The organism is Vibrio sp. McD22-P3 (assembly GCF_021568915.1).
GTDB lineage: Bacteria > Pseudomonadota > Gammaproteobacteria > Enterobacterales > Vibrionaceae > Vibrio > Vibrio mediterranei.
On sequence record NZ_JAKGTN010000011.1, the window covers coordinates 147779 to 161458 of the forward strand.

General features: G+C 41.6%; 12 protein-coding genes and 1 pseudogene. 10 read left to right on the forward strand and 3 right to left on the reverse strand.

Translation table 11 applies throughout. The features are described 5' to 3' along the window. Positions 1-125: 125 nt before the first annotated feature. The 3 genes from L2W36_RS14625 (at position 126) to L2W36_RS14635 (ending at position 1415) form a co-directional block, all read left to right on the forward strand. The gene (locus L2W36_RS14625) at positions 126-461 is read left to right on the forward strand and encodes an ArsR/SmtB family transcription factor (protein WP_006072772.1); all 336 of its coding nucleotides are present in this window, start codon (positions 126-128) and stop codon (positions 459-461) included. Positions 462-552: 91 nt separating this feature from the next. Further along, a complete protein-coding gene (locus tag L2W36_RS14630) occupies positions 553-969 on the forward strand; it encodes a YeeE/YedE family protein (RefSeq protein ID WP_006072770.1) in 417 nt (138 codons plus the stop codon). A gap of 11 nt (positions 970-980) precedes the next feature. Further along, positions 981-1415: a YeeE/YedE family protein gene (locus L2W36_RS14635; protein ID WP_006072768.1), complete on the forward strand. Its 435-nt coding sequence runs from the start codon at positions 981-983 to the stop codon at positions 1413-1415. A gap of 140 nt (positions 1416-1555) precedes the next feature. On the opposite strand, the gene L2W36_RS14640 is transcribed toward L2W36_RS14635, so the two are convergent. Next, the gene (locus tag L2W36_RS14640) at positions 1556-2449 is read right to left on the reverse strand and encodes an endonuclease/exonuclease/phosphatase family protein (RefSeq protein WP_236110401.1); all 894 of its coding nucleotides are present in this window, start codon (positions 2447-2449) and stop codon (positions 1556-1558) included. Positions 2450-2745: 296 nt separating this feature from the next. On the opposite strand from L2W36_RS14640, the pseudogene nrdD (L2W36_RS14645) reads away from it, so the two are divergent. The 7 genes and pseudogenes from nrdD (L2W36_RS14645) to L2W36_RS27515 all read left to right on the forward strand — a co-directional run. Beyond that, positions 2746-3603 (forward strand): annotated as a pseudogene (gene nrdD / locus L2W36_RS14645) (anaerobic ribonucleoside-triphosphate reductase); the annotation flags it as partial. A gap of 249 nt (positions 3604-3852) precedes the next feature. After that, positions 3853-5994 carry an anaerobic ribonucleoside-triphosphate reductase gene (nrdD, locus tag L2W36_RS14650; protein ID WP_443088397.1) on the forward strand — a complete coding sequence of 714 codons (2142 nt, stop codon included), beginning with the start codon at positions 3853-3855 and terminating at the stop codon, positions 5992-5994. Positions 5995-6000: 6 nt separating this feature from the next. Next, positions 6001-6471 carry an anaerobic ribonucleoside-triphosphate reductase-activating protein gene (nrdG, locus tag L2W36_RS14655; protein WP_236110402.1) on the forward strand — a complete coding sequence of 157 codons (471 nt, stop codon included), beginning with the start codon at positions 6001-6003 and terminating at the stop codon, positions 6469-6471. A 24-nt stretch (positions 6472-6495) separates the two neighbouring features. Beyond that, positions 6496-7527, forward strand: coding sequence for a hypothetical protein (locus L2W36_RS14660; RefSeq protein ID WP_236110403.1), 1032 nt, complete (start codon positions 6496-6498; stop codon positions 7525-7527). Positions 7528-7532: 5 nt separating this feature from the next. Continuing rightward, positions 7533-9755: a ThiF family adenylyltransferase gene (locus L2W36_RS14665; protein WP_236110404.1), complete on the forward strand. Its 2223-nt coding sequence runs from the start codon at positions 7533-7535 to the stop codon at positions 9753-9755. 2 nt (positions 9756-9757) lie between these two features. Further along, entirely contained in the window at positions 9758-10255 is a 498-nt protein-coding gene (locus tag L2W36_RS14670; protein ID WP_236110405.1) for a hypothetical protein, read from the forward strand. Between the two features lie 147 nt (positions 10256-10402). Continuing rightward, positions 10403-10489: a hypothetical protein gene (locus L2W36_RS27515; protein ID WP_443088399.1), complete on the forward strand. Its 87-nt coding sequence runs from the start codon at positions 10403-10405 to the stop codon at positions 10487-10489. Between the two features lie 221 nt (positions 10490-10710). On the opposite strand, the gene L2W36_RS14675 is transcribed toward L2W36_RS27515, so the two are convergent. Both L2W36_RS14675 and L2W36_RS14680 read right to left on the reverse strand, forming a co-directional pair. Further along, positions 10711-13131, reverse strand: coding sequence for an AAA family ATPase (locus tag L2W36_RS14675; RefSeq protein WP_236110406.1), 2421 nt, complete (start codon positions 13129-13131; stop codon positions 10711-10713). Continuing rightward, the gene (locus L2W36_RS14680) at positions 13118-13675 is read right to left on the reverse strand and encodes a hypothetical protein (protein WP_236110407.1); all 558 of its coding nucleotides are present in this window, start codon (positions 13673-13675) and stop codon (positions 13118-13120) included. The genes L2W36_RS14675 and L2W36_RS14680 overlap by 14 nt, the downstream gene beginning before the upstream one ends. Between the last annotated feature and the right edge of the window lie 5 nt (positions 13676-13680).

The window sequence follows — 13680 nt, forward strand, 5'->3', positions numbered from 1 at the left end:
CTAAACGTGCATTCAATGTTCATTTGTCGTTACTATATCAATAAAATTAGAAATGTCTAATGTAAAATTATCTAAATATTAAAAAGCTAATTAAGTATTGACTAAAGTAATAAATTGGATAGATAATGCGCGCTATGCAAAATGATCAAATCGTGGAGACTGCCGTTGTGGACTTAATGGAAATGAAAAGCCGAGTCATCGATGTAGCGGATGTACTCAAAACATTATCACACCCTGATAGGCTATTTGTTTTATGCCAGCTTGTAGATGGCGAACAAGGTGCAGGCCAGCTTCAGTCCAACTCAAACCTAAGCCAGTCTGCTTTCTCCCAACATCTGTCAGTATTGAAGAAAGCAGGGCTAGTAGGGATAAGAAAAGAAGCTCAACATGTCTATTACTCTTTAAAAGATCAGAGAGTTGCAGGGCTTATAAGCCAATTACATAGTTTATATTGCCATTGATAGGGCTTTCTGTAGTGGGTTCAATTTGCGAAATTTTCGTTAAGTTTCGCCACTAACATTATTTTTAGATTTAACTCTTAGTGAGGTAACAATGGAGTTTTCAATTCCGTGGGCATCGTTATTAGGCGGCATGATGCTAGGGCTTTCCGCGACTATTTTACTATTTTTCAACGGCAAAGTAGCTGGTATTAGCGGCATAGTGAGCAAAATCTATAAAGGAAGAGCCGGCGATACAAGCTGGCGTGTATTGTTCGTATTGGGAATGGTTGTCGGCGGAGTAGCAACCGCAAAATGGTTTGGATTAGCCCCTGTTGCTATGGTCGTGTCAACACCATTAGTTCTTATCTCAGGTTTACTCGTGGGTATGGGTACTAAATTAGGCAATGGCTGTACAAGTGGCCATGGTATTTGCGGAATGGGTCGACTATCTGTTCGATCAGTAATGGCGACTGTAACCTTTATGGTGGTGGCCATGTTGACCACATTTGTTATGACACACGTGCTTTAGGAGTTTTGAATATGCAAAGGTTGATATCTATCGTTGCAGGTTTGCTATTTGGCGCAGGTATGATCATCTCAGGCATGAGTGACCCGAAGAATGTCATTGCTTTTCTCGACGTTACTGGCCATTGGTCACCTGATTTGGCGTTTGTAATGGGTGGAGCATTATTGGTATTTGCACCAAGCTATTGGCTAATCATCCGCAAGAGAAAGGAGCCAGTATGTGCAGATTCATTCTGCTTGTCCGACAACAAGAAAATTGATAGTCAGCTACTAAGCGGTGCCGCTCTGTTTGGGTTAGGTTGGGGGATTGCAGGTATCTGCCCGGGACCCGCAATTGCATCGATGGCAAACGGCAGTTATAGCGTATTGGGTTTTGTTGTCACTATGTTGGTTGGTATGTTCATTGGCGATAATATCTCAAGGAAAGAAAACGGAAAACAAGCAGCGTAGTGGCTTACCGTATTTATTGGATTACTCCTCAACTAAAGTGACATTACAGCGCTATGCCCACCAAGAAGATCACTCTTGAAGGTTGGGTTAAGTAATAACCAAAATACTGTAAACATCAAAATTGGAAATGTCATCTCTAGTTAATCATACAACTCTATCGATAAAGGGCAGTGATCACTCATTTGGTGCTTTAGCACGTCCTCGACTGGCATGAGACTTTGAACAGCAGGACTTGTTCTTAACTCTGGACTGACGATGATGTGATCGATGAGAGAGCGAAATTGGTGTATTTTGTCGTTATTCTTGCGAGATTTTACTTTACACGTGGCTTTAGTTTGCTGAGAGGTTAAACGCGGCGCAGTATCTAGACCATTGGTGATTGTCTTCCATAACCAATCGCCGTTATACGCTAGGTTGTGATTGAAATCACCCAACAAAATGTATAACTCGTTTTGTTGTTCGACCTGCTTTAGCCAACTATTTATGACTTTTCCTTGTTTTTTTAAAGTATGACATGAGTTTTGATTGACGAATTTTCCCGAGCAACCGGCTTTTAAGTGCACTGACAACAGGTTTATTGTTTTGTTGTCCACGTTAAGTTTGATTGCAGAAGCAAATCTTAGTTTACTACCTGTACTAAGAGGGAAGTCCGCTGCGTCTTTGATGGACAAACCCTTTTTCACAGCGAAGCCAGTGTATTGGTTAATCGCGGAGAATTGATGTTGTTTATTAGATGGTAGTGCACGATCCGACAAATAAATGTCGTAATCGTTGCCAACTATTTTACGGATGGCTTCCTGACTATCTACTTCTTGAAACGCTAACACGGAGGGCGAGAGGACTTCAAATTGACGTGCTAAAGCGAGAAAGTCGTCCTTTCCCCTTTGACTTGCTTCGAACTTTGATGATGGATTAAGCGTTAACCATTCAATATTCCATGTAGTAAACGTTGTTGCTGACACCAATGTAGGAAAAAGTGATATTCCAATTACTAAAGAAAATAACCACTTGTAATAACTTAATGTTCTTTTCATCGCACTTGCCATTTTAAAATTCCCTCACAGCCAATGTGCCGCAAGCGTTACTAAAATTGCAACCAAAAATGCGTTAAATTTCGTGAAAAATTTTGTTTTTCCTTCATATGAGATCTACTTCATCTAGATCGAATTCTTCTTGTTCAGTAGCCAATTTTTATTGATCTGAATCAATACTTTGGCTTGGTGCTTTTCGTTAAATACACCACAATATATTGTGTCAGAATAAAAAGTAACAACCCTATATAGTGTATTTGTGGATAACTCTGTGAGTATACTTTGGGTAAGGAGAAAGGGTGAAAACAATCGTAATCAAGAGAGACGGCTCTCGTGCTCCGTTTACAAAGGATCGTATTGAAGCTGCTGTGGTAAGTGCGGCGGAACATGCAGATAAAGAGCTCGAAATCTACGCTAAAAATGTGGCTTTAGCGGTAGAGCTCAAACTGCAGGATTGCGAACATGTAGACATTCAAGAAATTCAAACAGCGGTAGAGAATGAACTAATGCAAGGTCCATATAAAGGACTTGCTCGTTCGTACATTGAATATCGTCATGACCGTGATATTGCTCGTGAAAAGAAAAGCGCTCTGACTAAAGAGATCGAAGGTCTGATTGAAGAAAGCAACGCCGATCTTCTTAATGAGAACGCTAATAAAGATGGCAAGGTTATCCCGACGCAGCGTGATTTGTTGGCGGGTATCGTCGCTAAACACTATGCGAAGACTCGAATTCTTCCTAGGGACGTTGTGCAAGCACACGACGAAGGCGACATCCATTATCACGATCTTGATTACGCGCCTTTCTTCCCGATGTTTAACTGTATGCTCATTGATTTGAAAGGCATGTTAACGCATGGCTTTAAGATGGGTAATGCTGAGATTGATACTCCTAAATCAATTTCAACTGCTACAGCTGTAACCGCACAGATTATTGCTCAAGTGGCAAGTCATATTTATGGTGGCACAACGATTAACCGTATTGATGAAGTCTTAGCGCCTTACGTAAAAGCAAGCTATGACAAACATCTTCAAATTGCTCAAGAGTGGGACATTCACCAGCCAGAAGCATTTGCTCAAGCTCGTACGGAGAAAGAATGTTATGACGCATTCCAATCATTAGAGTACGAAGTCAACACCTTGCACACTGCCAACGGACATTATGTTGTAAAGCACTTTATGAAAATTATATGTGTGTGTGCGTACTATCTAGAGCAAGGGGATTTCATTTTAGCCCTTCAAGCCTCTAAAATGTTGAATTTCTCAACAATAGAGAATTCATTTCACCTGGCTGAGTTGGCTGTTTTTTCGGGAGAGTACTCTCGTGAGTTTCAAAAGAAACAAAACTTACAAAAACAAGCCTTTCAAATTGCAGCTCAGAAAATAAAACTATAAGGAGAAATGAATATGATTATGAAGCAACACGAATTAGCAGTTGTGGTTAAACGTGACGGTGCAAAAGCAACCTTTAACGCACAACTCATTAAGAATGCTGTTCAAGCAGCAGCAGAGAGCATCAACAGCCCTAAGCGCGAACTTGGCGATATTGTAGCCGCTAACGTATGCGAGAAGATGAATGGTAAAGTCGAAATAGAGATTTCCAAGATCCAGTCTCTGGTCGAAAAAGAATTAATGCATGTAGATGAAGATGTAGCTCGTGCTTACATTGAGTATCGTCATGACCGTGATATACAACGTGAAAAAGCAAGTGCATTAAGTGCTGAAATTTCTGGTTTGGTTGATCAAAGCAACGCTGATCTACTGAATGAAAATGCAAATAAGGATGGCAAAGTAATTCCCACGCAGCGCGATCTTCTTGCAGGTATCATCTCTAAGCACTATGCAAAACACCACATGCTACCGCGTGATATTGTTCAAGCACATGAGATTGGTGAGATCCATTACCATGATCTGGATTACTCTCCATTCTTCCCGATGTTCAACTGCATGATTGTAGATCTAGAGAACATGCTGAAGAACGGTTTCAGAATGGGTAATGCAGAAATCGACACACCTAAGTCAATCCAAACAGCAACAGCCGTTACTGCCCAAATCGTAGCGCAAGTAGCTAGCCATACTTATGGTGGTACTACATTGAACCGTCTAGATGAGGTACTAGCACCTTACGTTACAGTAAGTCATGAGAAGCATCTCACTACGGCAAAAGAGTGGGATGTACCAAATCCTGAGGCTTATGCACGTAAACTTACAGAAAAGGAAGTTTACGATGCATTCCAATCTCTTGAGTACGAGATCAATACGCTTTTCTCAAGTAATGGGCAGACCCCCTTCCTTTCTGTGAACTTAGGATTGGGTACAAGCTGGGAGTCTAAGTTGATTCAGAAGTCTATTTTTCAAAATAGAATCAAAGGATTAGGTAAAAACAAGAAGACTGCTGTTTTCCCTAAATTGTTGTTCACAATCAAAGATGGCATCAACCTTAAAAAAGAAGATCCAAACTACGATATAAAGGAGCTTGCTCTAGAGTGTGCTTCAAAACGTATGTATCCAGACATTCTGAACTACGACAAAGTAGTGGAAGTTACTGGTTCATTCAAAGCCCCAATGGGCTGCCGTAGCTTTCTAGGTCGTTATGTAGATGAGAATGGCAATGAAATTCACGAAGGACGTAATAACCTCGGCGTCGTGAGCCTGAATCTACCTCGTATTGCTATTGAGGCTAATGGTGATGAGGCGAAGTTCTACGAAATTATGGAAGAGCGCACAGAGCTTGTTCGTCGTGCTCTCGAAACACGCATTGACAGACTCCGTGGCGTGAAGGCACGCGTTGCACCAATACTATATACAGAAGGCGCTCTGGGTGTTCGACTGAACCCAGATGACGAAGTGTTGGACATCTTCAAGAATGGTCGTGCTTCAATCTCGATGGGATACATTGGTATTCATGAAACCATCAACGCTCTTTACGCTAAAGATGGTGAGCATATTTTTGATGATAAAACTCTTCGTCAGAAGGGTATCGAGATCGTTAAGTTCCTGAAGAATAAAGTAGATGGTTGGAAAGAGCAAAGTGGCTGGGGCTACAGCTTATACAGCACGCCTTCTGAAAATTTGTGCACTCGATTCTGCGCACTAGATACTAAAGAGTTCGGTGTACTAGATAGCGTGACTGACAAAGGTTACTACACGAATAGCTTCCACCTTGATGTCCAGAAGAAAGTTAATCCATACGACAAGATTGACTTCGAGATGCCATACCCTGAACTAGCGAGTGGTGGCTTTATCTGTTACGGCGAGTTCCCTAACATGCAGCGTAATATCGAAGCGCTAGAGAATGTGTGGGACTACAGCTACGACCGAGTGCCTTATTACGGCACTAACACGCCAATTGATGAGTGTTATGAGTGTGGTTTTACAGGTGAGTTCGAGTGTACAAGTAAAGGTTTTACGTGTCCGAAGTGTGGCAACCACGATCCTAAGAAGGTATCGGTAACACGACGTGTTTGTGGTTACTTGGGTTCACCAGATGCTCGCCCGTTCAACTCAGGTAAGCAGGAAGAAGTTATTAGACGTGTTAAACATATGTAGTGTATTATGAATTACCATAAATATCAGCAGGTTGATGTTGTAAATGGTGAGGGTACACGTTGCACCCTGTTTGTTGCAGGGTGCGAACATAACTGCCGTGGTTGCTACAACAAATCGACACTGAACCCAAATTCTGGTCACCCATTCACCCAAGAGATGGAAGATCAGATAATCGCTGATCTTAAAGATAAGCGTATAAAGAGACGTGGCTTATCTTTATCTGGCGGCGATCCTCTTCATCCTGCTAACTTAGAACAAATTTATCAATTAGTTTTGAGAGTAAAAAAAGAATGTCCAGACAAAGATATCTGGATGTGGACGGGTTACACCTTAGCTGAATTGAACCTAAAACAGCAGGCGATCGTGAACAATATCGATGTGCTTATTGATGGGAAATTCGAACAAGATAGCTATGATCCTGAATTACTATGGCGTGGTTCTAGCAATCAGGTAATTCATCGCTTTAGAGACATTTAAACCACTGATAGACAAGGAGCTGTCATGGCAGATTATATTAAATACTTACCAGTTGATAATGGTGATAGCATTTTAATCAAGTCGGGTTATAAGTCGGTTCTTACAGACATTAAATACCGCACTTCTGATGATGATGTATATGATATTTTTGATGATATTAAAGACTCATGCACAGACAATAAGTTAAGCCTTTTTGTGTCTACTCATCAAGATCAAGATCATGTGTTAGGCTTTTCCGACGTATTTCATTGTGGCACTCCAGACAACTGGAAAAATGATGGCAAAACGCTACTTGTTTGTGAAATAGCATGTTCTGAACGAGCATTGACAGAAGAGAAAACAGATCAGTCAAGAGCGATATTAAACGAAATTCGCCGTCGCAATCGGCTTAAAGGTACAGTGGCTGCTGATAAGGAAGGGAATCGCTTAAAAATCGTCAAAGAAGGTGACAGCTTATCGGTAGGAACTAAGCTTAAAGGTAAAGTTTTAGCACCAAACAGTGAAGAGGTTGAAGGCGAAAGCCGCAATAACAGTAGTGTTGTAGTGCGTTGGGTCTATAGTGGTGATAAAAATAATACAAAGATTCTTTTAGGTGGTGATGCTGAGTGTGAAGTATGGGAACGCCTTGATACTGACTATAAAGTAGAAGATCTAGATTGGCATTTATGTACCGCACCACATCATTGTAGTTTGACTCCTTTTGCGAAGAAAGAAGACAAAACAGATAAAAACAGCGACTACGTAGATAATGACAAGGCTATTAATGCCCTTAGTCATCCATTGGGAAAAGCATTCGTTGTATCTTCTTCTAAAAAAATTAAGGATGATGATGATAATCCGCCTCATTACAAAGCTAAGAAGAAGTGGATTTCAATATTGAAAACTTCTGATAAAGATGAATCCAAAGAACGTTTTTTCTGTACAGCAGATCACGAAGGAAAAACGGCTCCTGTGGTGTTTACTTTGGATGATAAAGGTATAACTCTAGAGAAGAAAACGAAAAGCAGTAATGCTACTAAAGCGGCCGCAGTCAACAAGCCTACGACATATGGATAATTGAAATGCCAGCACTACCAGATTGGATTGGTTATGATGTGAGGGTATTAGAGCAGCACGAAGACGTGCTGCTCTCTTCTATTAACGTATTGGAACAGTCGGTCGATGTCTGTTTTGATATTCATTTCCCTCATTACCCTCAAGCTCCTGACAAGCGAATTCATAATCCAGAAAAAATAACGTTAAGTTACGCAAAAACTGAGGCAAGAGACGCGCCTGATGTTCTGGCGATTCGAGATGATTTTCCTCGACATCTACCTCATTTAAACCCAACTAAGGTGACTTCGCCAGTCTCAATCTGCTTATGGCGTAAAGGTGGAACTAAAGCTCTATACATGCAAAAAGGTATCGAAAGCCTTGTCAGCGTGCTACAAGAGTGGTTGGTTGACGCATCTTTGGGAGATCTAAATACTGATGGATGGGAACCATCCCCTCGAACGAGTTGTGCTAGCCTAGTTACAAATGCGCCGAAGTTGCAAGAGATGATATGTAACCCTAAGAACGCAGGAATGCTATTAAAGCTTGATACAAAAGTTTTTTTTAGTAGATTCAAGGGGGTGCTATTTGGTGTCTCTGCTAATAAAGCAGATATTAACCTCAAAAATATTAATAGCTATGTTAACGCAAGGAAAAGCGGTCAATGTGTTACGCAGCAAGTGAGTATCAAGGGAGAACAGCTTGAGCACCTAAACACGTTTGTCATAGTGCCAAACCATCGTTGTGTTAATGATATTAATGATAGCAGTGAAATAGAGTCTTTAGCTGATCTTAAAGCGTTTGCTTGTGATGATACTTTCAATAACTTTATTGAGATTGTTGAGTCTGAGTTCTCTCGTTTCAACGAAGAGCGAGCAGCTATAGTTGTTATTGCTAAACGTAGACCTAAAGCGATGATCTCGGAAATAATGGGGCTTTCTAAAGATGAAGAGTATAGAAAAGTTGAGTTGCTTCCGTTTCTAATCCACTATCGTAGACGAAAAACTCATGTAGACTTTTTGTCGCTACGCTCTCGAATGAAACCAGAAGAGTTAGCTCAAATCTCTGGGGTTGAACCCAACGAAGGCTCGTTAGGTTTTATCGGTGCAGGTGCGTTGGGCTCTGCAATCTCAGATCAATTGGCGAGATCTGGCGTCTACAATATCAAACAGTGGGATAGGGATAGTATAGAGCTACACAATTCTGCTCGTCATGTTTGTATTGACTCTACTTTTGAAACGCCAGTGTTGTCAACTAAAGCGAGAATGGTTGTTGACCGACTAAAACAGTTGAGTGAAGAGCATCGAAAGGGGATTGAAGGTTTTGATAAGCATTTTGAAATCCAAAATGAACGAACTGCCTGCTCTAAACTCGATTTACTTGTAGACACAACTGGTTCAGATCTCATGGGGTCATGGCAAGAACGTCCTTCATGTGCCGTTACACGAGTTTATGTTTCCGATAGCGGGCGTATTGGTGTAATACAATGCCAGCAAAGTAATGGGGAAGGTGCAGACATCCTAGATCTTGATGCATACCTGATCTTATCTTCGTCTTGGGTGGAGGCACTACGTGACTGGTTGATTCGAGATGCCTCTTTAGAAGCTAAGCTAGTAGGCTTAAGTTGTAGTAGTGAAACTTTGGCCTTGCCTTGGTCTTCAGTACTAAACCATGCTTCAACGTTTGTGCCATTAATCAGAAAACAAATGTCTCAGCCGACAGCGATGTTGGGTATCAATGTTTTAGATGATGACGGTCTACCCAGAGGATACGTCCCTGTAGCCCAGCAAGACGAATTGAGCTTCGAGGCTCAAAAGGTTGCTGATGTTGATGGAGTTGAATGGTATATTACCATTCATTCGTCTGTGATAGAGAAATGCGATAAAGTAACTCGTGAGTATTCGCCAAAAGAAGCTGGCGGTTACCTATGTGGTCTAGTGAATATGGAGCTAAATCGTATCTCAATAGTGTTTGCATCCAAAGGTACATTTACATCTACCCCAACGGGATTGACTCTGGAGCCGCTTGATAAAGACAGTGAGTGTAATGCTTTGATGAACAGTTGTAATGAGATGTTATTACCACTGGGGACATGGCATTCACACCCTCACTCTACATCTAAAGAGTCGAGCATTGATTCGCGTACATTGGAAGAAATTACGAAACAAAAACAACCTCTACCGTTTGTAATGCTGATCAAAGGAACTGATGGTATCAACCTAAAAGTAGGGTACAACAGGAACTTTGACTGAAAATGAATGAATTACTCGCTAAAATATCATCATATAACTTGTTTAATTACTTGTTTCCTGGTGCGCTATTTGTCGTATTATTAGAAGAACTTACACAATTCTCACTAAGGCAGGATGATCTAGTCCTAGGTGTCTTCTTTTACTATTTTATTGGCTTGGTCATCAGCCGTATTGGTTCGGTGTTGGTGGAACCAATTCTAAAGAAGCTACGAGTTGTTAAGTTTGCAGACTATGCGGACTATTTAGTAGCGTCAAAAGAAGATGGACTAATTGTTACGCTTTCGGAACAAAACAATATGTTTCGGACTCTGTGTTCTGTGATGTTGTGTCTTGGAGGGGCGAAGATATGGGAGTTTTATTCGTTACAGGCTCCTTGGTTCAGTGACAATATGGAAGCTATCGTAATTGGCGGTTTAGGGGTATTGTTTGTTTTGGCCTATAGAAAACAAACCGCCTACATTAGCACTAGAGTTGCACGTCATACCAATACCAACAATTGATAATCAGATTTATGCTAATTGAACTATCAGTTTTTAAAAATTACTGAAGCGCTCTTGGTTCAGCGTTGATTGTTTAAGTTGCTTTGTTGGGCGTCGAAGGATAACTTCTTAATACGCGAGTTTTCCGATTAATAGGGCTTTAAGCAGATACTTAAACGTACAGTCTACCCGCCTGATGAACAGGCGGAAGCTGTCGAGCTTGTTTTAGAGCAGGCTGACCTGGTAAACCCATAAAGACTTATTATTGTTCGCCACCTTTGTCCTGCAAGGGTGGTGCAATAGTTATAGTAGGTGGCTTAGAGGATGAAATGGCCTTGTAGGGTGCGCAAGCGCGTATCACTGTCAGTTGTGATAAGTAACCAGCTAGGCTGGGTATCGGGCGGATTCTAGGGGGAACTCCCCCGTATTTTTCTTTCCGCCCTTATCCCTGCGGGGCTATTATCATTTGCTATGAATTATGCGCTCAATAAAAGTTGGTTTTGGAGTTCCGCTTTAAGGTCGAAACCCGTACAAATTCTCATATACGCAGGTTTGCTGTTTATTGCCTTTGTTAGCGTATCCATATCACCAATAAAGATGGTGGCGATTTTCGAGCGTGTTAGCGCAGTATAAATCATGCTGTTCTCCACAAATGATGTGGAGGTAGAACTAGGTAGTAGAACGATAGTGTATGCAAACTCAGAGCCTTGGGTTTTATGAATTGTGATACCGTAACAATGTACTAACCCAGTATCAAAACATGCACCTTCATCGATATAGACTGTCTTTTCAGCAAACTGGCAGACTAACTTCTTTTGTATGTTTTCACCTGCATCTTCTTGCTCGTAGACAATATCAGTGACAGTTGCCATATCACCGTTGTATAGGTCAAGAGATACGAAGTTCTGAGTGACAATAACGCGATCACCCTTGGCAAACCCCCACAGGGTATCAGAGTTATCACTGTATCGCTCGTTTGCTATAAAATGGCTGTTGATGGACACTGTTGATAATGGGTTATCAGCATTAGAGTAAGGCGTGATCACTTGCGATTTATCTAAGCCTAGTTGCTTAGATAATGAATAAGCGTTTTGGATAATTTGTGAGTCATTAATTTGCGAATAGTACACGCCTGCCTGACCAGTAAAAGAGCTCAGGTCTGTTAGTTCGGTTAAAGGATTGTTTGAAAACTCTTGTGTTCTGTTGCACCACTCTGATTTCATTGAGTGACCTACAGTTCGCACCAATGTGGCAACTTCTCTGATTGGGTTGCCAGATCCTTGTCTGTGAACTCGCTTAAGCTCGCTGTAAGGCACTGTAGCAGCATTTAAGGCACCAAGACTGACTGCGTGCTGCCAAACCACTCCAAAGCCAACAGGGGCTATCTGAGCAATGTCTCCGACCATTGAGATGCTATATCTGGAAGCGTGCTTATCGAGGAGTGACAAAAACTCTACCACAAGAGATAAATCAAGCATTGACGACTCATCAAAAACAATTAGTGGGTTATCGTTAAGCTGTATTGCCCCCTTGATGTCAGGGTTATTTAAGGTTCGTTCAATCTGTCGAATTAACCCTCTAACCGTATAGCTACAGACCTCATACTCGCTCTCTCCGAAAAGGTTTGTGTTTTGTTTTCGGATAACGCACATTCGTTCTAATTCATCATTAACTCTTTTCTTAGCTATGCCTGCTACTGCCACAAAATATGCAGGTCGGTCTAAACGGTTACATACGTACTTAACACATGCCATAGCTGTGCTTTTCCCTGTACCGCCTTCACCCTGCGCGATTGACAGGTCATTGGTCAGGGTATTGAAAGCGAGTTTTTTTTGTTCTTCGGTGAGGTTAAACCCGTTCATCCTTGATGAGTGTTCGTCAAATTCATTAATGAGAGAAAAGATGCGATCACTAGGTAATTTACCTTCCTTAGAGGTGGCGATTTTTGAAGCCATTGATCTCTCGACTATACTCTCTAGGTTTGCAAGCCCAACGCCCTGATAGTCACCTTTACTCGTTCTGCATATTGCTGTTAGTGAAAGACCCGTATCAATCGCAATATCAATCAAGCCCTCACCAATCAACGATGATAGGGCTACCCTAAACTTCTCCTCAGTGATAGCCGTATGGTTTTGCTTCAGTTCGCGATACACCACGCAATCAATAGCGCCAATCAACCGAATAGGGGAGTCGTCAGGAATACTAATTTCTCTCGTCTTTCTTAGTCGCTCAGCTACGCCCCATGCATTGTTAAAGCGGGTTCCCATGCGTATAGGAGCATAAGGGTTACTTGTTAACAAGCTCTTTGTGGAGCGACCTAACAGCCTGAATAGCCGATGTGCTGTGCGTGTGTCATAACCAGCCTGGTCGATGAATTCAATAGACTCAAACTCAGCATGTACGTTTTGGTATGCTGTTAAAAACGCCACGCCACGCTCAATGCTGTTGAATGCATCAACGAGAGCAGCGAGGTTTCCGTTTTTTAACTCATTCAGAAATTGCCTTGCAGAGCCTACTCTTTTGATAGCCTTCATAATTCGAGACTTGCCACATCCGATACCTCGGAACTCTGGATGTCCGAGGAATAGCTTTTTAGTTAGAGTTGGCAGTTCATATTGTTTTAATGCTCGTTCGAAGAGCGTAAGCTCTCCCTCTACATCGAATGCGACCAATAATAATTTACCTGAGGTTGCATGATGTTGTGGGCGATAATTAATCAGCTCTTTTTGATTGGAACATGAAAATAGCCACACTTCTGCTTCGCTGGGCTCCTTATACGCGAAAGCTTTTTTGATATAAACAGACAATCGCTTGTTAGTATCGATGCAGTTACCATAAACTATGTATGCGTTTAACAGAGGATGTACACTGGTAACTAATAATCTAAGTTCGGTCAAATGTTCGCCCCCCACTGAGGATAGAGTTTCTAACCTGCTCTGCATGACACCTCATATGGTCATCAACAGATTGTTTTGAGGCAGCCAATTTCAGTTCCAACTCATGTATCCGTGCATCCCGTTCAGAAACTTCTATTTTCAGCTTCTGTTCCAGTGTTTGAATTTGAGCGTTAAGCGTTACGATTAATTGACCTTGCTCGTTAATATCGCATTGCTGACTGGCAACTAGGTCATCTCGTTTTTTCTCAGTTATGGATCTTGGCTGAGAGTCCTCAATACCGATATTTTTCACATCTCTGGGAAGAGCATCCCTAATGACTGAGTTTTTGTACAGAGTTGCACGATCCTTGAACGCGCACCATCTAGCCAATTTACTGGCATTGATTCCTAGCTCGTTCGTGCCACGCTCATCTCGTGGAAATTTGATTCCCATCTCCCGCATCTGGCTAATAACTTGTTTATAGCATTCGACGTATAGAGCAGATTTAGCAGTACCTCTCAGTTGTTTTTGTTCAGGGGTCAATCTGATAGGTTCGATATCCATAATAA

Coding starts and splice junctions, on each gene's coding strand:
- L2W36_RS14625 (WP_006072772.1), top strand. CDS start 126: ATGCGCGCTATGCAAAATGATCAAATCGTGGAGACTGCCGTTGTGGAC.
- L2W36_RS14630 (WP_006072770.1), top strand. CDS start 553: ATGGAGTTTTCAATTCCGTGGGCATCGTTATTAGGCGGCATGATGCTA.
- L2W36_RS14635 (WP_006072768.1), top strand. CDS start 981: ATGCAAAGGTTGATATCTATCGTTGCAGGTTTGCTATTTGGCGCAGGT.
- L2W36_RS14640 (WP_236110401.1), bottom strand. CDS start 2,449: ATGAAAAGAACATTAAGTTATTACAAGTGGTTATTTTCTTTAGTAATT.
- nrdD (WP_443088397.1), top strand. CDS start 3,853: ATGATTATGAAGCAACACGAATTAGCAGTTGTGGTTAAACGTGACGGT.
- nrdG (WP_236110402.1), top strand. CDS start 6,001: ATGAATTACCATAAATATCAGCAGGTTGATGTTGTAAATGGTGAGGGT.
- L2W36_RS14660 (WP_236110403.1), top strand. CDS start 6,496: ATGGCAGATTATATTAAATACTTACCAGTTGATAATGGTGATAGCATT.
- L2W36_RS14665 (WP_236110404.1), top strand. CDS start 7,533: ATGCCAGCACTACCAGATTGGATTGGTTATGATGTGAGGGTATTAGAG.
- L2W36_RS14670 (WP_236110405.1), top strand. CDS start 9,758: ATGAATGAATTACTCGCTAAAATATCATCATATAACTTGTTTAATTAC.
- L2W36_RS14680 (WP_236110407.1), bottom strand. CDS start 13,675: ATGGATATCGAACCTATCAGATTGACCCCTGAACAAAAACAACTGAGA.